Here is a 23,126-nt window from a genome sequence, read left to right on the forward strand (position 1 = left end):
CTCATTCACCTCGCTTTTCCTTCCCCATATATTATTCATTATTTTTATATAAAAAAATAGCCCATCTTCCGCAAAAGACGAGCCATTCTATTTAATTCTCACTTAATCTCTTCTTATACCAATCCTGCATTCTCTCCGCATCTTCTACTCTCGTATGTTCTAATTTATACTCCGATGATGCGTTCGAGAACTTATACGTACATAGATTTGCACGGCGCTGGAAATATGATTGTGTCTTTTCCATTGATTGGACGTGTCTTTTTGTAAAGATTGATAAATAAGTGAAAAATAATCTTTTATAATGTAAATCGCTTTATATTCGCTTAATTCTTGTTTTTTCTTGATGAGGAGTAATTGACGCATTTGAAACATGTTAGAGGAACAGAGAAGGATACTAATTAAATGTCCATATAAATGACATTCTAGCCGTTCTAATTTTACAGCATTACAATGATGAATATAAAATTCTAAAAATCTTTTAAGTAACCTAAGGATATCCCTAGATTTGGCGTCGTATGTGGAACAGATTTTTTCTAAGTTCCCACCTGCAATTAGCACTCCGAAAATTCTTATATTTCAATGTAACTTTACGATTTATTTGTCATTTCGAATATAACGTTACATCATACCTTTCCAATAAATTCAAATAGTACTCGTATTTATCTATATAACCAATATCTCGTAATAAATTTATAAAGTATTTAATTTCATATGTTACTTGTTTTTTATCGGAAAGGATTTGACAAAGTCCAAGATTAATTGAACTAATAATATTTTCGTAAACCATCAAATAATTATTTGAGAGACTGACTGCTTTTTCAGCAAATTTACGTCCCTCTTCATATCTTTCATTTTCAATACATAAAGTACTTAGGTTTAAAAATAGTTGTTGCTGTGCATTCTTAACTTCAATTAAAAAATTATAATCCTGAATTTTCCTCGATATTGTCCTCTTCAAAGAAAACGCTTCTTCCATTGAAAATGAAAAAAAACAAATGTTAGCCAATTCCAATTCATATAAATACCATGATTTTTTAGAGAACAAAAACTCCTTTATTGGTTGTAATTTTTGTTTTATTGCGGTATCAATCATGCCGCTATTTTTTTTTAATTGTACAAATGCTTTACTAATGAGACACATATGATAATAACGCGTCTCGCCAGTCTTCTCATAAAAAATATTGGATTCATAATAAATCTTTTGCAAATCACAAATATCTACTTGTTTGGTCGCAATGATTAATTTATTAAATAGAACCCTGTCTGATGGTAACGATTCATCATTTAATAAAAATATAAATTCATCGTAACTAACATAGAGTCTATTCAATAGTAAGATGAGTTTATCATAGGACGGATAATGCTTATTATTCTCTAATTCAGATAAATGTGATCTTCCCATTATACCTTTTGCAAGTTCGGACTGACTCATATTCTTGTCAAGACGTATTTTCTTAATCACATCACCAAATTGCATTTTAATTCCCCTATCTCCTCTTTATAAATAATGTTCATTACTACTTTTTATTTTAGTATGTGCATATACATCAATGCAATTATATTCAATTCTTGAACGCTTTTCAGATGTTGATTATAAAAATTATTATCACATTTAAACTCAACCATTAAAAATCCTCCAATCCATTAAAATGTATAATTAATCTTCAGTTTGCTTTAATCGAAATATACTTATTCCTTTTTCCTTAGCCATGTTTTCAAGATTACTTTCTAAATATTCATAAACTTCTTCAATAGAATCTTTAGATATAAAAATATGTTCTAAATCCAAAGGATCTTTAACTGTTATTCTTTGTTTAGAAAGAATATTTATGATTTGTGGCAAAACACGTATAGTTTCGCACTCTAAGTGTAAACGTCTTCCATTTTTAAAATTGAGAATTAAGTCTAAATTAATTCTAGTTCCAGGAAGGAAAAGAACAGCGGTGAGCTTCTTAACAACAGAAACTTCTATATTGCTAATTTCGCTATACATAAACTCTTCTACCGGCTCTTTCTTTTTTTTAATTCTAAGTGCCTCACAAAGTGTGATGGTAATATTACGCTCTCCAAAAGTAGTTATACAAAAAGGGGGCAATTTACTAGCGTATGTAGGATAATATCTTCCTTCTAATTCAATAAATGTTGGTAATATTCTTTTTTGAGAATATATCCAAAATTCTTCCTTCTTCATAACCATTCCACCTTATAAATATATTATTAAAACAAAACAACATTTAACAACAAATTATTAAATATATCACAATTAAAATCTAAAAATTTACTAATTAGGATAAGGTTGGTTTACAGTTATTTTACCACCATCTTGAATATCTTTATTGTCTTGTCCGTATTTCGGACATTTTTCTTATTTTCACTTATATTTATCGGTTTACTACCGGTATTTTATTTAAGAAAAAATAGACTTAATAAAAAATGAAAATATGAAATTAAAATTATTTTCTATCAGCTTTACATAAAAAAATAGCCCATCTTCCGCAAAAGACGAGCCATTCTATTTAATTCTCACTTATTCTCTTCTTATACCAATCCTGCATTCTCTCCGCATCTTCTACTCTCGTATGTTCTAATTTATACTCCGATGATGCGTTAGAGAACTTATACGTACATAGATTTGCACGGCGCTGGAAGTATGATTGTGTTTTTTCCATTGATTGGACGTGTCTTCTTCTGACAAGTCCTGTATGTTTTCCGACGCTGCGATATACAAGCGTAATTTGCTCGCCGTTTACACTGTAACCATTTGTTTTAAATGTTGCGTATCCAAGTGTAAAGATGAGAATCGCGAGCGGAATTAATGCCCACATGATGTAATACTTTTCAAAGTATATGCTTATCCCAGTAAGCGGGATTGCTAGCATTGCGAAAAAGATGAGACTATCAATGAGATAACGGCGTAATGCTGCTTTTGGTAATGAAATAATGTTTGTATTCAGTTCGTATGGTAATTGTAAATCCGCGAGTAACTGTTGCACACGTTCTTTTCGAATGATTGGATGCAGTGTAACTTTCTCTTTTTCATCACCCAGTCCTTTACCTTGAATAACTTCTACTTGCACAGCGCAATAACCGAACATTTGACGGAAAATACCTTCTTTTATCGTAATCCCTTGAATACGGTGTAACTTTAGTACAAGTTCTTTCCTTTCTAGTAACCCTTGGGCAATGCGGACTTCATCATTTCTTCGATTCACCGTGAAATCTCCATGTTTTAACGCATAACCGATTGTCGATATAACCCACGAAAGGACGATCAAAACGGCCACCATGAAAATCCAGCCATATATATCATGTTCCATTACATACGACTTTACACCATTCTCTATCCATTTCGGAATGTACTCATCTACTTGGTGGTACACGAAAAAGATTAACGAGAATAATAGTCCAAACTGACCAGATGTAACAGACGCTAATAAAATCTCTTTCCAAGTTAACTTGTATTCTGTCGATTGTTTTTCCTCTGTAACAATTTCTTTTTCTACTGTATGTTCTACTGCTTCGTCTAATGTTTCTTCTGCTTTCACTTCTGGAGTTGGCTCGTTTAGCAATGCAATAAGCTCTGTTGCTTCTTCTGCTGTAATACCAGCTAAGCTAACTTCTGCATCGTCGCCCCCACCAGCTGTTTCGATTTGAATTTTCTTTAAGCCAAGCATTTGATATAACACGTTAGAACTTGTATTAATCGTTTGCACACGTTCTTTATTTAAGTAGCTCTCCTTCTTCACAAAGAGCCCTTGCTTCACATGTAATACGTTATTTTCAACCCAATATGTTGTGTAATACCATTTTTCAAACGCTGAAAAAACGGTGAGTAAACCGAATGCAGCGGGAATTAAATACCAAAACGGGAACTTTCCGTTTAAACTAAACATGAAAATAATGAGTGGTATAAAGTCTGTTATTTTTAATTCTAATAACATCGTGATCGGATGCTGCCTCTTATACATCCTCATCACTCACTTTCGCTAATTCTGCGATTTTCGTTTTCAACATTTCTGCTTCATACATCGTTAAGCCTGGGATGCTGTGAGAAGTTGCCGCTGTTGAAATGTGCAATTCTGCTAAGCCATATTTTCTCATAATCGGTCCTTGTTCAATTGTCACGTGCTGTACACGAATCATCGGTACTAATACGCGCTTTACGACGAAAAGACCGTGTTGAATTTCAAGTTCTTCTTCATTTAGTTGATAGCTATAATAGCGCTGACGAAGTTTTGGGAACGTAAAGTAATCAAACGGCGTATATACAATTGTTAATCCGATGAGCACATAAAAAATCCAAGCCCACCAATTAAACTTAATCATAAAGAAAAGATATGCCAAAATGACTATAATACTAATTCCTAGCTCAATTAAGGAACGCGTTTTCCACACCTTGACCATGTCAGGGTGAATTTCATTTTTCAATGGATCCATGTAACCACTCCAAATCTAGTAATCTAATATATGAATACTCTCAAATTATATTTTACATAACTTTACAGAAAATTAGTATTTATTCTTCTTTATCTTTCTTCTCCGGAATAAAATATCCGAACCAAAGTAACCAAATGAAACCAATTAACTTAAGCCAACTTCCATCCGCTTGAAAAGCTTCCATCATACCTGGGATTTTATATACACCAATGAATCCAAGAAAACCGAGCCACCAGTTTTTTTGCATTTTCATTTTTATTCTCCCTTCATTACGTTTTTCACATTTTGAATCCAAATCTCTTTATACTTTAACTGGAATCCCATGAGCATGTAATTACTCATATTATCGATCACAAGCGCTAACGTATGAGCATTTTCTTCTGTTGCATGTTGTGACACAACGTCGAGTTCCACACCTTTCTTCAATAAATCGTGGAAACCATTTAAGAAATCTTCTTGTATTTCAAATAAACGTTTCTGATACTTTTCATTTCGCGATGCAGTTACGATAAATTCATTTATAACACGTAATATTCCTTCTTGCCCTTCATACTCAGAGAGCATATGTAACCCATCGGCAATTAACTTTTCTGCAAAGTTTTCTTTCGTATATTGTCCTTTATCGAAATAACTCACGAAATGATACCCAGAGAAAATTTCTTCAAATAAAAAATCAACTAACGCTTCTTTAGAAGAAAAATGATAATAAATAGCCGGTTTTGAAATACCTACCTCTTTCGCAATCATAGAAAGGCTCATCTTCTCAATGCCGTGCTCTGCCATAAGTTTAAATGATGCCTCTACAATGTTTTGCGATGTTTGTAAATTCTTTGTCATACTGTACCTCACTTATTTTTACTTACCGGTCGGTAAATAAATTATAAAATGAAACGAAATGATTTGCAAGTTAGTTAACATTACAGAAGGGATTTATTGGTAAATACAGAAAATATAAAGTAAAAGCAACATATAACAATAAGGAGGACATACATATGGCACTTGGCGGTAAAGGCGGTAGTGGTGGCACTGGCGGCGGTGAAGCTGGACAAGCTGGTAAGGGCGGATTTCCATTCATCGTTGTACTCTTCATCGTATTGATTATTGCCGGAGTTAGTTATATCGGCTTTAACTTCTAAAAAAAGCATCCTAAATCACACATTTAGGATGCTTTCTTTTTACTTTCTATTCAACAATCGCATACGATAACAATTCATCGTCACTTCCCCTAGTCTTTGCAGTAGTTGATAGTTCGCATATGCGCCGACCGGGGCACCGATTATTGGTACGAGCTGAAGCATTTTTGCTAAATCGATATAGTCTCGGTACTCTGTTTGGAACTTTTCCCAGTCCATATGATTTTCTTCTTCTGTATCCCACGTTTCAATTGCTTTCCATATTTCTTTTCGGTGGTCGTCACTGGAAAAGGCAAGCTGGAAAACGTGAAGGATAAAAAGGCGCTCTTCTTTGTTACTCGTATCAAATCCGTACAACGTTGCTGCATCAAATAAAAATTTAATTTTAATGCCGAGTAAAAGCGGAAAATCAGCAAGACCGAGGAGAATACCGCCAGCTCCCGTCCCTGCTCCTTCTGCCGCTGCTATTTTTTTGTACTCATCCATTTTTTTACGTACTTCATCGTCTCTTCTTTGCAATGACCAGTTCGTCTCTTTTAATTTCGGCTTTATAAAGTTTGATCCAGCACTAATCGTTTGCACCATCATCCGAATCGTTTCTGTTAATACTTTTTGCACTTTCGCCGGAATAAGCTGTTGTACTTTCGTCTGCACTTTCTTAGAGAACCGTGTCATCATAGAAGAATCTTTCATGAATGTAGCTTTCCACTGCTCCAATTCTTTTATAACCTTCTCTTCATATGTAATCATAGGTTCATTCCCTTCAATTTAAACGCTCAATACGTTTCGCCCCGTATTGATAAACGAAACCGATACTAAATACTATGCTTACGACTAATAAAATTCCCGTCATCATAAAATCTTTCGTCGCAAGGGCGAATATAACTGTAAATATCACGCTACCGATAATAAGGATTGCATTTAATAAGACAAGAAAATCTTTCTTCTTCTCTTCTCCCCCGACCGGATACAAATCAAGCCAAATCTTCATGCGGTGATGTTTCCATAAAGTTAAGAGCTGATAACCGATTAAGTATAGGAAGATAAAGCTTACGATAAATCGTCCATATAAAAACGGAATGAAGTAAAGAATAACTCCGCCAAGAGCGAGAAGGCGCACATATAAGCCAAAATAGTTACCAGATCGTAAAAACGTTCTCGTATATAAGTATAAATAGGTACGCTTTTCACCGATCATCGAAAGGATGAAATCAAGCCATTTTCTACGTGCTACTCTTTCTTTTAATGCTGGTACGTCAACGAACATGTTCGCGATGCGGTACAGCAGCATCATTTTCTTACCTTCTTCAGAAATTAAATACTCCCAGTTTAGTGGCTTTCCCTTCACCATTTGATGCAATACTACGAGGTATAACATCATGAGAAGGACGATTCCGCCAATAAGCATAACGGAAGTACGTTCTACAAGGAAGTATACAAATACGCCGTTTAAAATAAAACGAATGAACCAATCCGCTCTTTGTATATTTTGATCTGTTAAAAATGATTTTTCCCACGCAACGAATAAGTTCCACGCTTTTACAATGACAAGCGCGAGTACAATCCATATGTAAGCCGCTCCTGTTTGCTTCATTTGCTGGAAGTATAACGGGGCAAGCGCTGCTGCAACGATTGCGATTATGTATAACTGAATCATAAACGTAAAGAGAAATGCCTTTGTGAAGTAAGGTTTTAACTTTTCTTCAACTGGCAGTAAGTAAACGAGATCCGCTTCTTTTAATAACGTTTGAATGGATCCGGCCGTTAATACGAGTCCGAGTAACACTGCCATAACGAGCGCTGCCGGAAACGAAGGTGTTAACGTTTGTAACCATTGCTGGTAATAATACGCCCCTGCGCCGATGATAAATACGAAAATAAATTTCAAATGATCATTAAATACGTATTTACTATATGTACGAACTTCTTTTAGAAAGTGACGAAATCGTTCTTTCCATAATGCTGTGCTATTCATAATCTTCTTCCTTCGTTAATGCAATATAAATATCATCTAGCGTTGCACCTGGCATATTAAACTGTGATTGCAGTTCAGATAATGTTCCCATCGCTCTTACTTCACCTTGATGCAAAATAATGAACGAATCACAATAACGCTCTGCCGTCGCTAAAATATGTGTACTCATTAAAATGCCCGCGCCACTCTTTTTCATTTGATCCATCATTTGAAGGAGTGATTGAATCGCTAACGGATCAAGTCCAACGAATGGTTCGTCCACAATGTAAAGAGATGGCTCCACTAAAAACGCACTCATAATCATTACTTTTTGTTTCATCCCTTTTGAAAAATGAGATGGAAACCATTTTAAACGATTTTTCATGCGAAATTCTTGTAATAGTTGTCCTACACGTTCTTCGTATTGTTTTTCATCGACACCGTACGCCATCGCTGTTAACTTCAAATGTTCTTCTAGCGTTAGTTCATCATATAATACTGGTGTTTCTGGGATGAACGAAAAACTAGAACGGTACGCTGTCATATCATCACGAATTGTTTTCCCATTAATTGTGACAGTTCCTTTTTTCGGTTCCATTAAACCGATAATATGTTTAATCGTCGTACTTTTACCCGCTCCATTTAAACCGATTAAGCCGACAAGTTCGCCTTTATTCACAGAGAACGAAACATCTTTTAGTACAGGTCGTTTCGTATATCCTCCTGTAACATTTTCTACACGCAATAACTCGCTCATACGACACCACTTTCTTCATTAGTATTCATTCTATATTCATCTTACCAAAAATAGCGCTGTACTACATAGTATCGATGCCCTCAAAAAAAATTTAAATTTGTTCGCATATATTTTTACGAAAGCGGACATCATAATTAAGGAAGAAGGAACACATTGAAAAAGCAACCACCAATTGATGAGTACAACAACATAGTGAAGTCATCATGAAATGGGGTGTCCATGTTGGACAAAGAAATTTACACATAACCAGATCATTTGTTTCATTTTAGAAACGGGGTGTCTCCGAAAGAGCATATACTGTTTTAAAAAATAAACAATTTCCTTTTATAAAGATTGCAATTCATTTCACTTGAAAATGGGGTGTCTACGGCAGAAACTTTAGCCGATTTACCGTGCATTTCTTAAATAAATGAGGTGTCTGCGAAACGTAAATTACGATAATGCTTTTTCAATCCCTCTTCAGAAAACAGGAAGCTGAGTCAGCTTCCTGTTTTTCGTGTTTGTTCTCTTATGTAATTATGGTAAAATACGGCTAAGGATATTTGAAAGGATGAGATCAATGAATCATACAGCGGACAATTGTATTTTTTGTAAAATTATTGATGGGCAAATCCCTTGCTCAAAAGTATACGAAGATGAACATGTGCTTGCATTTTTAGATATTAGTCAAGTAACAAAAGGACATACTCTTGTTATTCCAAAAGTTCACAAACAAGACATTTTTGCGTTAACGCCAGAAATCGCATCACACATTTTTTCTGTCGTTCCAAAAATCGCAAATGCGATTAAAGCAGAGTTTAATCCAGTTGGCTTTAACCTACTTAACAATAACGGTGAAAAAGCTGGACAAACTGTGTTCCACTTCCACCTTCATTTAATTCCACGCTACGGTGAAAACGATGGTTTCGGTGCTGTTTGGAAATCACATCAAAATGAATACACAATGGAAAATTTACAAAACATCGCAAGTACAATTGCAAATAGTGTGAAATAGTGACACTATAATAAGAAGTAATACATAACAAGCCACTTTCCTAAAGTGATTACATATTGCACGGCTTGTTTCTCCACTCAAGATGCCGGGGACTGTGCACTGCACACTTTTTTCCCTTGTCTTAAAGATATGCATATGTTTTCACATCATGAATACGAACAAAAAATAAGGAGGTTTCCTTTTATGTCAAAAGCTAAATCCTTTATTACAGGTGTCATTTGCGGCGGAGCAGTTGCTGGACTAGCCGTTCTTTTCTCTACTCCTTCTTCTGGTAAAGCTATGCGCGGCAAGCTAAAAGAAAAAGGAACTGATATTAAAAAGACTTTAGCTGATATTACAGCTGATACAAAATTATTAAAACGTCAAATCGTTGAAACTGCTTCAGAAGGTAAAGAAGTGTTTCAAGAATTAAAAGACGATATGCAAGACACGCTTTCGAACTGGAAGCAAGATATTTCTCAAAACAAGCGCCATATTGAGAAAGAGATTTTGGACATTCAAAAATCAATTGAGAAACTACAAGAAGCTGTTCCGGAAAAAGCGTAAACAAATTCCTGCTTAGTTTTTTGCATATAACAAATATTTTTTATATAAATTGACCTTAACACGGCATATCACACAGATATGCCGTGTTTTTATGCATTTACAATATATGTTATCACTTAACATGTATGGACAACACATGTATTCACGACTCATAAAACGCTTCCATAGTTATGCATGATTTGTATAGAATGTCATTTTTCCAAAAAATTTTCACAATTCTCACAAAAAGACTTTATTAATTTTTATTTTACTGGCATAATAGATAGTAATGAAAAAGAATGTTAAAGTGGGTGAGTAAATGAAAAGTGGAGAAAAAGATTACTCGGTAAAAGAAGCGATGATTTTCAGCCAACGCATTGCTCAATTATCGAAAGCGTTATGGAAATGTGTAGAGAAAGATTGGCAACAGTGGATTAAGCCTTACGATTTAAACATTAATGAGCACCATATTTTATCAATCGCTTATCATTTAAAAGGGGCTTCTATTTCTGAGATTGCTAAGTTTGGAGTTATGCACGTATCAACGGCGTTTAACTTCTCGAAAAAGCTGGAAGAACGCGGCTATCTTGTATTCTCGAAAAAAGAAGATGATAAACGAAATACGTACATTGAGATTACAGACAAAGGGGAAGAATTACTACTTCGCTTAATGGAGGAGTATGATCCTGAAAATAACTCTGTATTTAATGGGGCTCTTGCACTTCGTAATTTCTATGGTAAGTTCCCAGAAAATATCGAACTTATCGCTATCTTGCGTAACATTTACGGACAAGACTTCATCGATATTTTTGAGAAATCATTAGAGAATATTGAGGAGAATTTTACGGAATCCGATCAGAAGTTAGTTAAGAAGTAATCTATTTATTTTTTCGCAATCATGCTTAAGAATTCATTCATAAGCGGGTTAAATAAACCTTGTTTTGCTAGCGCTTCCGCAGTTTCGTGTACTTCGAGCTGATGTGGAAGCGCTTTTTCAAATTGATCTAACAGCGCATCGAACAACAGAAGCCCTTCTGCTTTCTCCACTACATATTGCTCGTTCAGTATTTCACAAAGTTGCAGTATACGTTCAATATCTTTTTTGCGAGCTTTTTTCTTTATGATTAAAGAATAAAATGGACACTTTTCTTCATCAATCATTTTAAATAGTAGGTCTACGTAGTATTCAGCTTGTTCTAATCTTCTAACAACGTCCATTTTCTCCCTCACTTTCTAACACAAAGTCTTCTATTTCTGAATTTTATAACACGAACAAAATATCGTATGATACAATATATAAAGTATATGTATTTTAGCCAAAAGGAGGTCTCGCCTCATGACACTTATAACAGTTGTTTTTGTCGCATTCGCACTTCTTGTTATATTTTACACGAATTTTATGACACATACACTGTGTGAACGAAAACAAATAGCTGCGAGCCGCCAACCCAGTGTCTTTCGGGTTATTAATGTATGTATAACAATTTTATTAATTTCTAGTTATATAGAAATTATATTTCATGGAAAGTGAGGAAGGAAGCCCCTTCCTCACTTTTTTCCTCTATAAGCAAATTATACCTACTATAACCAATAAAATAAACAGTACAAGTAATAAAATAAGTTGAGAATTCATCCCCATCCCCTCCTCTTTTCTGTATATGCGGCATGCGCCCAATATGGAACCCCTTCAAAATCTGACACATACTGGTTAAATTTTCTTTATCAATATGAAATCGAGTCGAAATATGATATATTAAATTTTGTACATATTGCTTATACTATGAAATAAATGACACGCATCTTAACTTTATCCTAAAGCCTCGGTAAGCCCTGTTAAGCGCGCTTTACCAATACAAAAAGCAAAAGTATCAGTGAGACTTAATCGGGCTCTTATGAACTAAAATTCATTGGGTAGGATAAATTAAAAATACATAATAGTAGGAGTGTTTATCGAATGAAGAAAGCTATGCTTGCCTTAGCCGCAACAAGTGTAATCGCATTATCAGCATGTGGAACATCATCATCAGACAAAGTTGTTACTTCTAAAGCTGGTGACATTACAAAAGACGAGTTTTACACGCAAATGAAACAACAATATGGTAAACAAGTACTAAATAACATGGTTATGGAAAAAGTACTTATTAAAAACTATAAAGTTGACGACAAAGATGTAGACAAAAAGTTCGATGAAATGAAAAAACAATACGGTGATCAATTCGATACACTATTAAAACAACAAGGTATTAAAGAAGAAACGATAAAAAATGGTGTGCGTGCTCAATTAGCGCAAGAAAAAGCTATCGAGAAAACAATCACTGATAAAGAATTAAAAGATAACTACAAACCTGAAATTAAAGCAAGCCACATTCTTGTAAAAGATGAAGCAACTGCGAAAAAAGTTAAAGAAGAACTTGGACAAGGTAAATCTTTCGACGAGTTAGCGAAACAATACTCTGAAGATACTGGTTCAAAAGAAAAAGGTGGCGACTTAGGATTCTTCGGACCTGGTAAAATGGTTAAAGAATTCGAAGATGCTGCTTATAAATTGAAAAAAGATGAAGTAAGCGAGCCTGTGAAATCACAATTCGGTTACCACATCATTAAAGTAACAGACATTAAAGAACCAGAAAAATCTTTCGAACAATCAAAAGCTGACATCAAAAAAGAAATCGTTCAGAAGAAAGCACAAGACGGCGAATTCATGAACGATCTTATGATGAAAGAAATCAAAAAAGCTGACGTAAAAGTTGATGATAAAGATTTAAAAGATCTTTTCAAAGAGCAAAAAGCTGACGCTAAAAAAGACGAAAAGAAATAATGAAAAGCTCGGGCTAATCCCGAGCTTTTTTGTTTGCTCTCTCTTTGCGATACATTTGGTCTTGATTCAGATTCGGTAAGTGAAATTATATCAGCGATGTTCAAAATATATCAGCGCAACTCCAATTATATCGGCGATTCTTGAAATATATCGACTTACCGACAAAAATTGACAATGATCGCTATCCTCTCTTCGAGGAAAAACAAAAAAACCTCGATTCCACCGCACGGAACCAAGGTTTATCTTATTATTATTGATTAAATGAAAAAACTATGTTAAATTAGTACAGAAACACGTTTTATAAAATACAGAGAACGTATTTATCCGTATCTTAATTGTACACCAAAACACATCTTCAGTCAACCTCTATTTTTCACTTTTAAAGGAGTGCTTACGTATGAACAAAAAACTTGATTTAGAGCAAAAGCGATTGGATACCGTAATAGAAACGATTACGGAGCAAATTGATAAACTGGAAAACGAAACTGGCAGACGCCGGGCAGAAGTAATCCATATTCGTAAACACTTTTGGGATGACGTGAAAGTGAATACTGATACTTTTGATGATTATCTTGAAACAGTTATCAACTTAAGACAACAAGCTCAGTCACTAGCTGTCACACAAATTACCCATAAGCACACCTTTAATCGACTTGCCGCATTAAGACGCATGCATAAAGCACCTTACTTCGGAAGAATTGATTTCAAAGAAGAAGGAGAATCTGCTGCGGATCAAATTTATATCGGCGTCGCTACACTTACTGATGCAAGCGGAGAAAACTTTCTTATATATGACTGGCGCGCACCTATTTCGAGTGTGTACTACGATTATCCACCAGGACCAGCTGAATACAGTACACCAGGCGGCGTAATTCACGGTAATGTTGAGAAAAAATTACAATATATTATTCAAAATGGCGAGATTGATTCTATGTTCGATACGAGTCTTACAATTGGTGATGAAATCTTGCAACAAGCGCTCGGAAAAGGTACGAACAAACATATGCAAAGTATCGTTGCTACAATTCAGCGCGAGCAAAATGAAATTATCCGTCACGATGAAGGCCGACTCCTTATCGTGCAAGGAGCTGCTGGCAGTGGTAAAACGTCAGCTGCCCTGCAGCGAATCGCCTACTTACTATATAAATATCGCGAATGGCTAAAAGCTGATCAAATTATTCTCTTCTCCCCTAACTCTATGTTCAACAGCTACGTATCTAACGTACTACCTGAACTTGGTGAAGAAAATATGCAGCAAGTGACATTCCAAGAATATTTAAACCATAGACTAAGCAAGTCATTTGACGTTGAAGATCCTTATGAACAATTAGAATATATGTTAACGGAAACGGATAGCCCTACCTATAAAACGAGAAATGCGAGCATTCGATTTAAAGCATCTACTCAATTTTTTGAGATGATTAGAACGTACAGACAATCTCTTGAATCTTCAGGCATGCTATTTAGAGGAATGAAATTTAGAGGAAAATTAATTGTTTCTGCTAAAGAAATTACAGAGCAGTTTTATAACACTGACTCCTCCCTCCGCTTCCATAATCGAATTGAAAAGTTAACGGATTGGCTAAACAAACAAATAGATGCAATTGAAAAAGCAGAACTAAAAAAACCTTGGGTAGAAGAAGAAATTGAATTACTTAGTAAAGATGAATACCAAAAGGCTTATAAATATTTACAGAAAAAAGGCGAGTTTGACGACAACTCCTTTCATGATTTTGAGAAAGAAACGAAAGTACTTGGACGTATGATTGTCCGTAAAAAATTGAAGCCACTTCGTAAAGGCGTTCAAACATTACGCTTCATCAATTTCACAGGCATATATAAACAACTCTTCACAGATGCATCGTGGGTTACTGGGGAAAGACCGAAAGAGTGGGATGACATTTGCTCATTAACAGTAAACATGCTTGATGAAGGAAAGCTATATTACGAGGATGCGACTCCATTTTTGCTTCTAAAAGAATTAATTGAAGGCTTCCAAACGAATAGATCGATTAAACACGTACTCGTAGACGAAGCGCAAGATTACTCACCGTTTCAATTTGAGTTTTTAAAACGTCTCTTCCCTGCTGCAAGAATGACTGTACTCGGAGACTTTAACCAAGCGATATTTGCCCATGCGAGTGAAGCAGTGAATTTCAACACACTTACTAGCTTATACGGACCAGATGAAACGAACGGCATCAACTTAACTCGTAGCTATCGCTCAACAAAACCAATTATTGAATTTACACGTGCTCTCGTACCGGAAGGCAAGAACATTCACGCCTTTGAACGTGACGGCGAGAAACCTACAGTGACGAAAGTATCCAGTGACAGCGAACTGCACGAGCATATTACTGCCAAAGTTGCTGCACTACAAAAAGAGCAGCATAATACGATCGCAATTATATGTAAATCTGCAGCTGAAAGCGCCGCTGCCTACGAAGCACTTCGTCATATCGAGAATATTAAACTTGTGAAAAGTAACTCGGCCGAGTATGAGCAAGGCATTGTCGTGATCCCTGCTTACTTAGCGAAAGGTATCGAATTTGATGCTGTTATTATTTACGATGCTTCTAAAGATGTATACAGCGATGAGAGCGTTCGTAGATTGTTCTACACAGCTTGTACGCGCGCAATGCATGAATTACAACTTTATAGCGTTGGCGAAGTTAGTCCTTTTATACTTGGGGCTGATTCGGAAAGTTTTGAAGTTATTACACCTTGATATCAATCAAGGTGTTTCTTTTTAAAAACAAGTATGACCTCATCTAATATTTAGATGAGGTCATACTTGTTTTATTTTGCCGCAATATATTTACATATACTTCTGTTCACACGAAACTCGAATTTTTTATTTTAGAAAAAATTGTATAAATGCTAAACTATCATAAATATAATGGCAAATCCAACTTACCCAAACACTATTGGATTTTTTCCATACATAATTTAGTGCCAATCTAATTGGAATTATAGTTATTAATAACTGCATTGGCACAAATCCATAAGCTGGAATATGCCATAAAGCGAACAAGACACTACATATGATTGATGCTGTTCCGAATTTCAACCCTAATTTTTGTAATGCAAGAATTCCATTCGTACAAAGCAACTCTTCACCCATTAGCATAAATGGGACACGGAATAAAATCATAGAAATACTTATTACTTCTGCAACAGAATTTTTAGTTGCTGGTTCAAAAATGTAATTGAATATAGCACCAGAAATTACACCTACGATAACTACTAAAGGTAAACCCCAAAGTAATGTTTTAAATTTAAAATGTTTAAATTGGTCTAACGATATTTTCCCTAAAAAATAGTATCCAATAATTCCACATAATACAAGATTCCATGAAGCTTCAAGAATCATTCCTAATAAATTAGGTATAGCCTCTCCCAAAACATTTCCTAATAATTGATATGTAATTCCGGTAATTATCAATAACCCCAAAGCCAAGAGAGACTTCGAATCAATTTTTTTCTCTGTTTCTAAAAGCTTTGTTTCCACAACAACCCCTTCTTTCTTATTATTTCGTTAATTACGAATATATCATAGCATAATGATCTAATATCTATATAGAGATTGGATGGAAGAATTTTGAAGATATTATGAATTTTATAACCGTTACATGATAGGTATAGAAAAGCTGTGCGAATTCCTGAAAAATAAAACCACCTAGCCCTTAAAGAATATAGGGAACAGATGGTTTAGGTATTTTGATATACTTCCCGTTTTTAAGATTCACTTAACACCATACCCATAAAACTTCACAACCTAATGAATCGTTCCTTTCAAGTAAAAAAGGGCAGCCCTCGGCATACCCTTTTTACTACAAACTTCTTAATTTCCCGAGGTTTCCGAACGTTTTATAAACAAAGCTACCACGACCGCAAGTAGTGCCAAACCAAAGCCAATCGTAAAAGCGTTATGCACGCCTGAAACCATTGCCTCAGTTAATTGGGCTGGGTCAGTTGGATTTGAAGACGCGTCTAAATATTTCTTTTGTCCGGAAGTCATAACACTAATAAAGAAAGCCACTCCTATCGCACCAGCTACTTGCGATAAAGTATTCAAAATAGCTGTTCCGTGCGGATAAAATCTTCGCGGAAGTTGGTTCAAACCGTTCGTTTGCGCCGGCATCATGATCATTGAAATGGATACCATCATGCTAACATGTAATAGGATGAAAGTTATTTTAGACGTATCTGCCGTCACCTGTGTAAAGAACCACATTACACCTGCTAATAATACCGTCCCAGGAATAATAAGCGCTCTTGGACCAAATTTGTCAAAGAGCTTCCCTGAAACTGGAGAAAGCATACCATTCAATAGGCTACCTGGAAGCATGATAAGACCAGTTGCATAGACGGTTAAACCTAAAGCACCTTGAAATAGAAATGGTAGCAACGTCATTGTGGAAAACATCGTCATCATCATGATCGTCAATAAAATTGTTGTTAGCGTAAACATTGGATACTTAAATGCACTAAGATCTAATAATGGCTCTTTCAATTTCAATTGACGCAGTACAAAGAAGAGAATTGCTACAAGACCAATTAGGATGATTCCATACACCTGGAAACTATTCCAACCTTCACCTGAGCTACTAAATCCATAAACAATCCCGCCAAATCCAATTGTAGATAAAAGAATGGATAACACATCTACCTTTGGTTTCGTAGGCTCTGAGACATTTTTCAAATAGATGAACGCAAAAACAATGGAAAAGATCGCAAATGGAAGAACGATATAAAATAGCCATCTCCAATTCCATGTTTCCAAAATGATACCTGAAAGTGTCGGTCCGATGGCAGGAGCAAACATTATAACAAGCCCAATACTCCCCATTGCCGCTCCCCTCTTTTCCGGAGGATATAGAAGGAGAATCGTATTCATTAATACAGGCATCATTAATCCTGTACCTGCTGCTTGTAACAAACGACCAAGCAATAATATAGAAAATCCAGGTGCAATTGCACTTACAAATGTACCTAAAGTAAAGACTACCATAGCCCCTATAAATACTTGTCTTGTTGTAAACCATTGTACTAATAATGCAGAAGCTGGAATTAGCACAGCAACTACAAGCATGTATCCTGTTGAAAGCCACTGAAGAGTCGATGGCGTTACATTCAACTCAATCATCAATTGCGGAAAAGCAACGTTCAATAATGTTTCATTCAAAATAGTGAAAAACGCTCCAATAATCATCGATATTAAAATTGGGAGTCTTTTCACATTGTCAAACTCCTTTGACTGCGAAGAAACAGACGCAGTTTGGGTATTCATACATAAACCTCCTCGTATTCTTTTACAAATTCGTATTTCCTTTGCTAGTCATATTTAAAGTAGAACCACCCGTACCAAATTGAAAACGATACAGCACAACTACAATTATAATCAGCACTGACATAACGACGAAAATATTACTATACATATTTGCAGCGTGATTTGCAATAAAAGGATTAAGCTTTAGAGAAGTAGAACCACCGTCAAGCAGTTTCCCTACAATACTCATAGCCATCGCACCGGATATGAAATTAATCATCGACAGTAATCCCATGCCAACACCTGTCTCTTCCTTTGACAATGTTTGTGAAATCGTATTAGACATCGAAATCTGCATAAAGGTTTGTCCTACATTGCCGAAAATTAGAATGAATGCAATGACAAAAGCCGAGGCCCCAATAAAAGTAGATAATAATGAGAAAGCAAGGAATATGAATACGGAAGCAATAAAGACAAGCGCGAAATTGCCCCGCGTATCAGCGAGCCTTCCTCCCTTTCTGCCCATAATTGCCGAAGCAATTGCTGCTGGAACTAGAACAAAGCCGATATTCGAAGGAGTCAATCCATTTACTGCCGATAAAAATTGCGGCGTCATGAATGTCATACTAAAACTCATTGCTGTCGTCATAAAAGCAAGGAGCAACCCAATCGAAAAATTCTTATTTTTAAACAGAGCCGGTTTAATAAAAGGTTCCGTAGTTTTTCTAATCCGAAGAATAAAGAGGGTTAACGTAACAACCCCTCCAAGGAATAGCAATACTTGCATTTGCGTAATCGCAAGTAAGAAGAACGCGACTGATACAGCTAATAGACCTCCACCAAGAATATCAATACGCCCCGCCTTCCCTTTTGCATTGTCTAAATACTTCCTAAAGAAAGGTAGCGTCAGAAGCGGTAATAAAGAAAGGACAAACATAAGTCTCCAGTTTCCAAAACTCGTAATTAATCCAGCGGCAACTGGACCTAAAGCATTACCAAGCGCTAAACCAACTGCTGAAGTTCCAAGCGCACGCCCCCTTTTCTCTGGCGCAAAGTACCTCACCGGAATAATCATCGCTGTCGCAGGAAGAACAGAAGCTCCCGCTGCTTGAATGACACGTCCCAAAATGATAACCCAATACTCAGTAGCAAGTAGCCCCAGTAAAGAACCTAAAGCGAAAATAAGTAATCCATACGTCAACAAATCCTTTAGCCGATATTTATCCGCCAGTTTTCCCATCACGATGGAACCAACAGCATAAACGACCATATAACTAGTCATAATCCAACTAACCTCTGAAGGAACAAGGTTGAATTCTTTCCCTATCTCAGGAAGAGCTACATTAAACATCGTACCGTTCATAACCGAGAATATTAGCGTAACGACTAAAACCCCTAGCAATTTATCCGCGTTTTGTGATGATTTATCTACCATAGTGTAGACCTCCTTTTCTCTTTCCGGTAATCTATACAAAATTAAATGAGTATCAACATAATGAATATCCTCACTATTTTATTATAATGAGGATATCATTTTCATCGTACATGCTCAGTTTCTACCTCTACTCAACCGAATCTACTAATCTACAATTCGTTTTACAAAAGTCCTGTTACTGCTGAAGAATGAACGAACGCAACAATTAGCGCTACAATCATAAGCACTGCTGCCGGCATCATTTTACCGATTGAATCTTTAGCACGAATATGGAACAATACAGCTCCTAACATAATACAAGCAATCCATAATGCTGCTAAAACGAGTATTACCTCATTCCAAAAACCAAAAATTAATCCAACCACTCCTGCTAAAGCGATCCAACCTGTCGCAATTCTGAACCATTGCGGTAAACCTAAATGAGCGAAAGCTTCTACTTGCATTTTTGTTCCCGCAATTTTACTAACACTTGAAAAGAAAAATGCAAAAATTAATAAACATTGAAGTACTAGTGCTACAATAGTCATGTACAATCCTCCGTTATATATGTTTTTAAAGTATTGCTATTGAATCATGAAACGACTTACATAGATCCACCTCGCTCTATAATCATTTTCTATAGATCCCAGCATCAGTTATAATAGTAATGATTCTCGAATTATCGACAATCACACATTATGAGCATGCGATATAATGAGTTTGCTCACTAATTGTTTATAATATAGAGAGGATACTCACTAATAATATACAATAGATTTATGAAACGTGCAAAAATGAACTAAAAAATACTGAGGAGGTCATTCCACTCATGAAATCAAATTATCCAGCTGCAATAGATGTCATCCACACCTTAATGCAATCGACCAACTATGTTCAAAGAGAATTTCAATCCCAATTATCATCCCTTGACACACCTTACCATCTAACAGGGCCAAGACTACGCGTTCTATCCACCGTTTCCGAAAGCGGTCCGATTCGAATGAATGCATTAGCTGCTAAACTAGGTGTCAAAGCACGTACAGTTACCGATTTTGTTGATGCACTCGAACAAGACAAGCTCCTCATTCGTATACCCGATCCAACTGATCGCCGAGCTACATTAATTCAACTTACTGAACGCGCGCACTCTAATATGGAAAAAGCGCTCGCTTTCCAAGACAAAGTCGCAGACGATATTTTACAAAACCTCACATTAGAACAACGCGAACAGTTTTTTGAACTTCTATTACTATTAATAAAAGATAAGCAAATACCTGATTCGTGCGGAGAAGTTGAAAACGGAAAAAGTTGTTAATTGTGCAAATAAAACCACCTATACCCTAAAGAATATAGGGAACGGGTGGTTTGTTTTTTTAAGCTGATTTTCTCACTGAAATATCTTTACGCCGGTATACACTTAGCACGATCCCCATTATAAATGCATGAAATAGAGTTGGTATCAATCCGTAGCTAATAAAAGGTAATGATATAGAAGTACGCGGTAATAATCCTAAAATCATGCCAACGTTACAAATAAAATGGATTATAAAAAGAGTCACTCCGCCAACGAGAAGTAATTTACCATAACCATCATTTATTATATAAGCTATGTTCATTATTCTTACTGCAAAAAGAGAAAGAATAATGACAAGAACTAGCGCAAGCACATATCCATAATAGTAAGTCAAACTCGCGAATACAAAATCAGTATGGGCAGCAGGGATAGACTTTATATTTCCATATGTACCAAACCAACCTGCTGAAGACATCGCCTCTTGTAAACGTAAATACCATAGATCATGCTCCGGGTTTACAAGCCCTAAAATTCTAGCTATCCGGTATTCTTTTACGGCAGACCAGGAAAATAGATCCCTAATAACAAAGGGTAAAATTGGTAAAAATGTAATGAGCCATGCCGTTTTCTTTCCTAACTTACTCCACCAGAGCATAACGAATATCATTGTATTATAAATAAAAATTGGCACCATAGTTGAAAATAGATATAAAGAAAATACGTACAACATAAGAAGATGCATAAACTTTAACCTACTATTATTGAAAAAAGAAGCCCAAGCTAGAAAGAAGAATGGTATCGTCATTAAACAGTCAATTTTGATGGGGCCAATTTTTATGATTGCTTCCCCAATCACGTAATCAGTCGGAAAACATTTTAACGTTAACAGAATAAGTACACCGATTGTATAAAACAACCACCCGAGCCTCTCTAACTTCCGATAATCAAGTAGCATGATCCCAACAGCCGTTACAATGCCGAGAATCACAAAAATTACTTTGTTCATTAATAAATCTTTCGTATGCCCAAGAGCGATTATTGGCAAAAACCCTAACCCCATAGCAGCCACTAATAAAATAAGTAAGAACCAGTCCACCTTTGGCTTATGCAGTTTATTAAGTTCTTGCCCTAGTTTAACCGGACTTCCCATTTGTTCCACCGCTTTATTTTCAGCAATTTCCTCACTTAATCCTTTTTCTATCCACATGTTCTTTGCCTGTTTTAAGTGAAAATCGAGTTCAGTTGCTACAAAGCTCTTTGCTTCTTTTGATTTAATATGATTCGTAACTTCGCTTACAAAACGATCCCCTTTTTTATTCAATTCCGCCTCACTCCTGTACTAATCCTTTTAATATAAATTGTACCTTCGTAGCATTTTTTTCTGCCTTTCGCAGCATCTTTCTTCCATTATCATTTAATTGATAATATTTCGCTCCTTCATGATCCCAGCTCGATCGGATAAAACGATTCTGTTCTAGACGATGTAATACGGTGTATAAAAAACCTTCATTCCCCTCAAATTTCCGAATCCCTCTCCCTCGTAGTAGCTGTGACAATTCGTACCCTGTTTTTTCATTACTAAGCAGTTGTAAGATAGCTAAAGAGATATCCTCTTCCTTTTCGTGTGATGCATTTATTTTTTCGCGCACCCGCTTTCGATGTTGATCAGAAAAGCTCAAATGTTTAAACGTCGTATTCTCCATTGATTTTCGCATGCCTTTTAATCGATCTTCCATTTGATTATTCCTCCAATCCTTTCTTCAAAAGCTCCTTCGCTTTTTTCAGTCTCGTTTTTATCGTGTTTTCTTTCACGTCTATTACAATAGCAATCTCTTTAATTGATAATTCCTCATAATAAAATAGATAAATGACTTCTCGGTATTTTATCGGTAAATTCATTACTGCAGAAGCGAGCTCACGGTCCTCAGCATTTTGAATGACAGTTTGTTCGACACTATCATTTTGAACCCCAATATAAGCAGCTTCATCCTCTGTCACGATCACCTTTTTGTTATACCAACTTTTTATATAGTCCTTACATTGATTAATCGCAATTCTCCATAACCACGTTTTCACATTCGACTTCCCTTTGTATGTATGAAGAGATTTATAACACTTCACAAATATATCTTGCGTTACATCCTCAGCAATCTCTTTATTGTTCACATATGAATACACAAGCTGTAACACTTCTTGTCCATACTTGTTCATAATTTCATCGATAAGGAGTTCCTTATCCTCTATTTCAAACGCTTCTACCGTTAATTCATCCACATCATTTCCTCCTTCCCATATATTAGACGACGCACTGTATGGAAAAGTTTTATAAATGTATAAAAAATAAGGATGGCAATGTCCGTGCCGTTTTGTTTAACCTTTATTTCAAGTACTCTTGATTTCATAAAATCCATGTAGCCCTTTAAACTCTGCATGGGAAACAGTCACTTATTTATAAGTACTACTCCATCTCCATCTAAAAGTTCAAGCTCATTTTCACTTCCACATAATATTTTAAATCGCACTTATAC

General features: G+C 35.7%; 26 protein-coding genes and 2 pseudogenes. 8 read left to right on the forward strand and 20 right to left on the reverse strand.

Annotated elements, in window-relative coordinates; genetic code table 11:
• Positions 1–91: 91 nt before the first annotated feature.
• From FOT98_RS15245 to FOT98_RS15275, 8 genes and pseudogenes are all read right to left on the reverse strand, one after another.
• Positions 92–262: pseudogene (locus tag FOT98_RS15245) on the reverse strand (PH domain-containing protein); the annotation flags it as partial.
• Positions 252–465 (reverse strand): annotated as a pseudogene (locus FOT98_RS15250) (IS4 family transposase); the annotation flags it as partial. The pseudogenes FOT98_RS15245 and FOT98_RS15250, both read right to left, overlap by 11 nt.
• Positions 466–601: 136 nt before the next feature.
• Complete coding sequence (locus FOT98_RS15255; protein WP_063262013.1) at positions 602–1,477, reverse strand: helix-turn-helix domain-containing protein; 876 nt, start codon at positions 1,475–1,477, stop codon at positions 602–604.
• 180 nt (positions 1,478–1,657) lie between these two features.
• Positions 1,658–2,191, reverse strand: coding sequence for a hypothetical protein (locus FOT98_RS15260; protein ID WP_063262014.1), 534 nt, complete (start codon positions 2,189–2,191; stop codon positions 1,658–1,660).
• A gap of 325 nt (positions 2,192–2,516) precedes the next feature.
• Positions 2,517–3,968, reverse strand: a complete 1,452-nt coding sequence (locus tag FOT98_RS15265; protein ID WP_063262015.1) for a PH domain-containing protein — start codon at positions 3,966–3,968, stop codon at positions 2,517–2,519.
• Complete coding sequence (locus FOT98_RS15270; RefSeq protein ID WP_000371349.1) at positions 3,961–4,437, reverse strand: PH domain-containing protein; 477 nt, start codon at positions 4,435–4,437, stop codon at positions 3,961–3,963. Before FOT98_RS15270 ends, FOT98_RS15265 begins: the two co-directional genes overlap by 8 nt.
• A gap of 79 nt (positions 4,438–4,516) precedes the next feature.
• Entirely contained in the window at positions 4,517–4,690 is a 174-nt protein-coding gene (locus FOT98_RS32405; RefSeq protein ID WP_063262016.1) for a hypothetical protein, read from the reverse strand.
• Between the two features lie 2 nt (positions 4,691–4,692).
• Entirely contained in the window at positions 4,693–5,274 is a 582-nt protein-coding gene (locus FOT98_RS15275) for a TetR/AcrR family transcriptional regulator (protein ID WP_063262017.1), read from the reverse strand.
• Between the two features lie 155 nt (positions 5,275–5,429).
• Here FOT98_RS15275 and FOT98_RS15280 point away from each other — a divergent pair, with 155 nt between their 5' ends.
• Positions 5,430–5,573 carry a YjcZ family sporulation protein gene (locus FOT98_RS15280; protein WP_080467714.1) on the forward strand — a complete coding sequence of 48 codons (144 nt, stop codon included), beginning with the start codon at positions 5,430–5,432 and terminating at the stop codon, positions 5,571–5,573.
• A gap of 39 nt (positions 5,574–5,612) precedes the next feature.
• Here FOT98_RS15280 and ecsC read toward each other — a convergent pair whose 3' ends face one another.
• From ecsC to ecsA, 3 genes are read right to left on the reverse strand one after another with little or no spacing between them, the layout of a single operon-like run.
• Complete coding sequence (gene ecsC, locus FOT98_RS15285) at positions 5,613–6,320, reverse strand: ecs operon protein EcsC (protein ID WP_063262018.1); 708 nt, start codon at positions 6,318–6,320, stop codon at positions 5,613–5,615.
• Positions 6,321–6,333: 13 nt separating this feature from the next.
• The gene (ecsB, locus tag FOT98_RS15290) at positions 6,334–7,545 is read right to left on the reverse strand and encodes an ABC transporter permease EcsB (RefSeq protein ID WP_063262019.1); all 1,212 of its coding nucleotides are present in this window, start codon (positions 7,543–7,545) and stop codon (positions 6,334–6,336) included.
• Positions 7,538–8,281 (reverse strand): ABC transporter ATP-binding protein EcsA, encoded by a 744-nt coding sequence (gene ecsA / locus FOT98_RS15295; protein ID WP_001292604.1) that lies wholly within the window; start codon positions 8,279–8,281, stop codon positions 7,538–7,540. Before ecsA ends, ecsB begins: the two co-directional genes overlap by 8 nt.
• A gap of 559 nt (positions 8,282–8,840) precedes the next feature.
• Here ecsA and FOT98_RS15300 point away from each other — a divergent pair.
• From FOT98_RS15300 to FOT98_RS15310, 3 genes are all read left to right on the forward strand, one after another.
• Positions 8,841–9,275 carry an HIT family protein gene (locus tag FOT98_RS15300; RefSeq protein ID WP_001016840.1) on the forward strand — a complete coding sequence of 145 codons (435 nt, stop codon included), beginning with the start codon at positions 8,841–8,843 and terminating at the stop codon, positions 9,273–9,275.
• 183 nt (positions 9,276–9,458) lie between these two features.
• Positions 9,459–9,821, forward strand: coding sequence for a YtxH domain-containing protein (locus FOT98_RS15305; RefSeq protein WP_000030296.1), 363 nt, complete (start codon positions 9,459–9,461; stop codon positions 9,819–9,821).
• Positions 9,822–10,119: 298 nt separating this feature from the next.
• Positions 10,120–10,677 (forward strand): HTH-type transcriptional regulator Hpr, encoded by a 558-nt coding sequence (locus FOT98_RS15310; protein ID WP_000834920.1) that lies wholly within the window; start codon positions 10,120–10,122, stop codon positions 10,675–10,677.
• A 5-nt stretch (positions 10,678–10,682) separates the two neighbouring features.
• Here FOT98_RS15310 and FOT98_RS15315 read toward each other — a convergent pair whose 3' ends face one another.
• The gene (locus tag FOT98_RS15315; protein ID WP_063262020.1) at positions 10,683–11,018 is read right to left on the reverse strand and encodes a DUF1878 family protein; all 336 of its coding nucleotides are present in this window, start codon (positions 11,016–11,018) and stop codon (positions 10,683–10,685) included.
• A 118-nt stretch (positions 11,019–11,136) separates the two neighbouring features.
• Here FOT98_RS15315 and FOT98_RS15320 point away from each other — a divergent pair, with 118 nt between their 5' ends.
• Positions 11,137–11,331: a hypothetical protein gene (locus tag FOT98_RS15320; protein WP_000172691.1), complete on the forward strand. Its 195-nt coding sequence runs from the start codon at positions 11,137–11,139 to the stop codon at positions 11,329–11,331.
• Positions 11,332–11,361: 30 nt separating this feature from the next.
• Here the strand turns inward: FOT98_RS15320 and FOT98_RS33275 are convergent, their stop codons facing one another.
• Positions 11,362–11,475: a hypothetical protein gene (locus FOT98_RS33275; protein WP_002007073.1), complete on the reverse strand. Its 114-nt coding sequence runs from the start codon at positions 11,473–11,475 to the stop codon at positions 11,362–11,364.
• A 279-nt stretch (positions 11,476–11,754) separates the two neighbouring features.
• Here FOT98_RS33275 and prsA point away from each other — a divergent pair, with 279 nt between their 5' ends.
• Both prsA and helD read left to right on the forward strand, forming a co-directional pair.
• Entirely contained in the window at positions 11,755–12,618 is an 864-nt protein-coding gene (gene prsA, locus FOT98_RS15325; protein ID WP_063262021.1) for a peptidylprolyl isomerase PrsA, read from the forward strand.
• Between the two features lie 397 nt (positions 12,619–13,015).
• Positions 13,016–15,346: an RNA polymerase recycling motor HelD gene (gene helD, locus FOT98_RS15330; protein ID WP_063262022.1), complete on the forward strand. Its 2,331-nt coding sequence runs from the start codon at positions 13,016–13,018 to the stop codon at positions 15,344–15,346.
• Between the two features lie 126 nt (positions 15,347–15,472).
• Here the strand turns inward: helD and FOT98_RS15335 are convergent, their stop codons facing one another.
• The 4 genes from FOT98_RS15335 to FOT98_RS15350 form a co-directional block, all read right to left on the reverse strand.
• The gene (locus FOT98_RS15335; protein WP_063262023.1) at positions 15,473–16,129 is read right to left on the reverse strand and encodes a CPBP family intramembrane glutamic endopeptidase; all 657 of its coding nucleotides are present in this window, start codon (positions 16,127–16,129) and stop codon (positions 15,473–15,475) included.
• 333 nt (positions 16,130–16,462) lie between these two features.
• Positions 16,463–17,911 carry an MDR family MFS transporter gene (locus FOT98_RS15340; RefSeq protein ID WP_063262024.1) on the reverse strand — a complete coding sequence of 483 codons (1,449 nt, stop codon included), beginning with the start codon at positions 17,909–17,911 and terminating at the stop codon, positions 16,463–16,465.
• A gap of 22 nt (positions 17,912–17,933) precedes the next feature.
• Positions 17,934–19,325 (reverse strand): MFS transporter, encoded by a 1,392-nt coding sequence (locus tag FOT98_RS15345; protein ID WP_063262025.1) that lies wholly within the window; start codon positions 19,323–19,325, stop codon positions 17,934–17,936.
• Positions 19,326–19,486: 161 nt separating this feature from the next.
• Complete coding sequence (locus FOT98_RS15350; RefSeq protein WP_063262026.1) at positions 19,487–19,852, reverse strand: DoxX family protein; 366 nt, start codon at positions 19,850–19,852, stop codon at positions 19,487–19,489.
• Positions 19,853–20,133: 281 nt separating this feature from the next.
• Here FOT98_RS15350 and FOT98_RS15355 point away from each other — a divergent pair, with 281 nt between their 5' ends.
• Positions 20,134–20,619 (forward strand): MarR family winged helix-turn-helix transcriptional regulator, encoded by a 486-nt coding sequence (locus FOT98_RS15355; RefSeq protein ID WP_063262027.1) that lies wholly within the window; start codon positions 20,134–20,136, stop codon positions 20,617–20,619.
• Positions 20,620–20,677: 58 nt separating this feature from the next.
• Here the strand turns inward: FOT98_RS15355 and FOT98_RS15360 are convergent, their stop codons facing one another.
• Genes FOT98_RS15360 through FOT98_RS15370 form a run of 3 tightly spaced genes read right to left on the reverse strand, consistent with a single transcriptional unit; the run spans position 20,678 to position 22,872 of the window.
• The gene (locus FOT98_RS15360) at positions 20,678–21,919 is read right to left on the reverse strand and encodes an FtsW/RodA/SpoVE family cell cycle protein (RefSeq protein WP_063262028.1); all 1,242 of its coding nucleotides are present in this window, start codon (positions 21,917–21,919) and stop codon (positions 20,678–20,680) included.
• A gap of 7 nt (positions 21,920–21,926) precedes the next feature.
• Positions 21,927–22,334, reverse strand: a complete 408-nt coding sequence (locus tag FOT98_RS15365; RefSeq protein WP_063262029.1) for a PadR family transcriptional regulator — start codon at positions 22,332–22,334, stop codon at positions 21,927–21,929.
• 4 nt (positions 22,335–22,338) lie between these two features.
• A complete protein-coding gene (locus FOT98_RS15370) occupies positions 22,339–22,872 on the reverse strand; it encodes a sigma-70 family RNA polymerase sigma factor (protein WP_063262030.1) in 534 nt (177 codons plus the stop codon).
• Between the last annotated feature and the right edge of the window lie 254 nt (positions 22,873–23,126).

This window comes from Bacillus sp. HY001, from assembly GCF_007558965.1.
Taxonomy (GTDB): domain Bacteria; phylum Bacillota; class Bacilli; order Bacillales; family Bacillaceae_G; genus Bacillus_A; species Bacillus_A mobilis.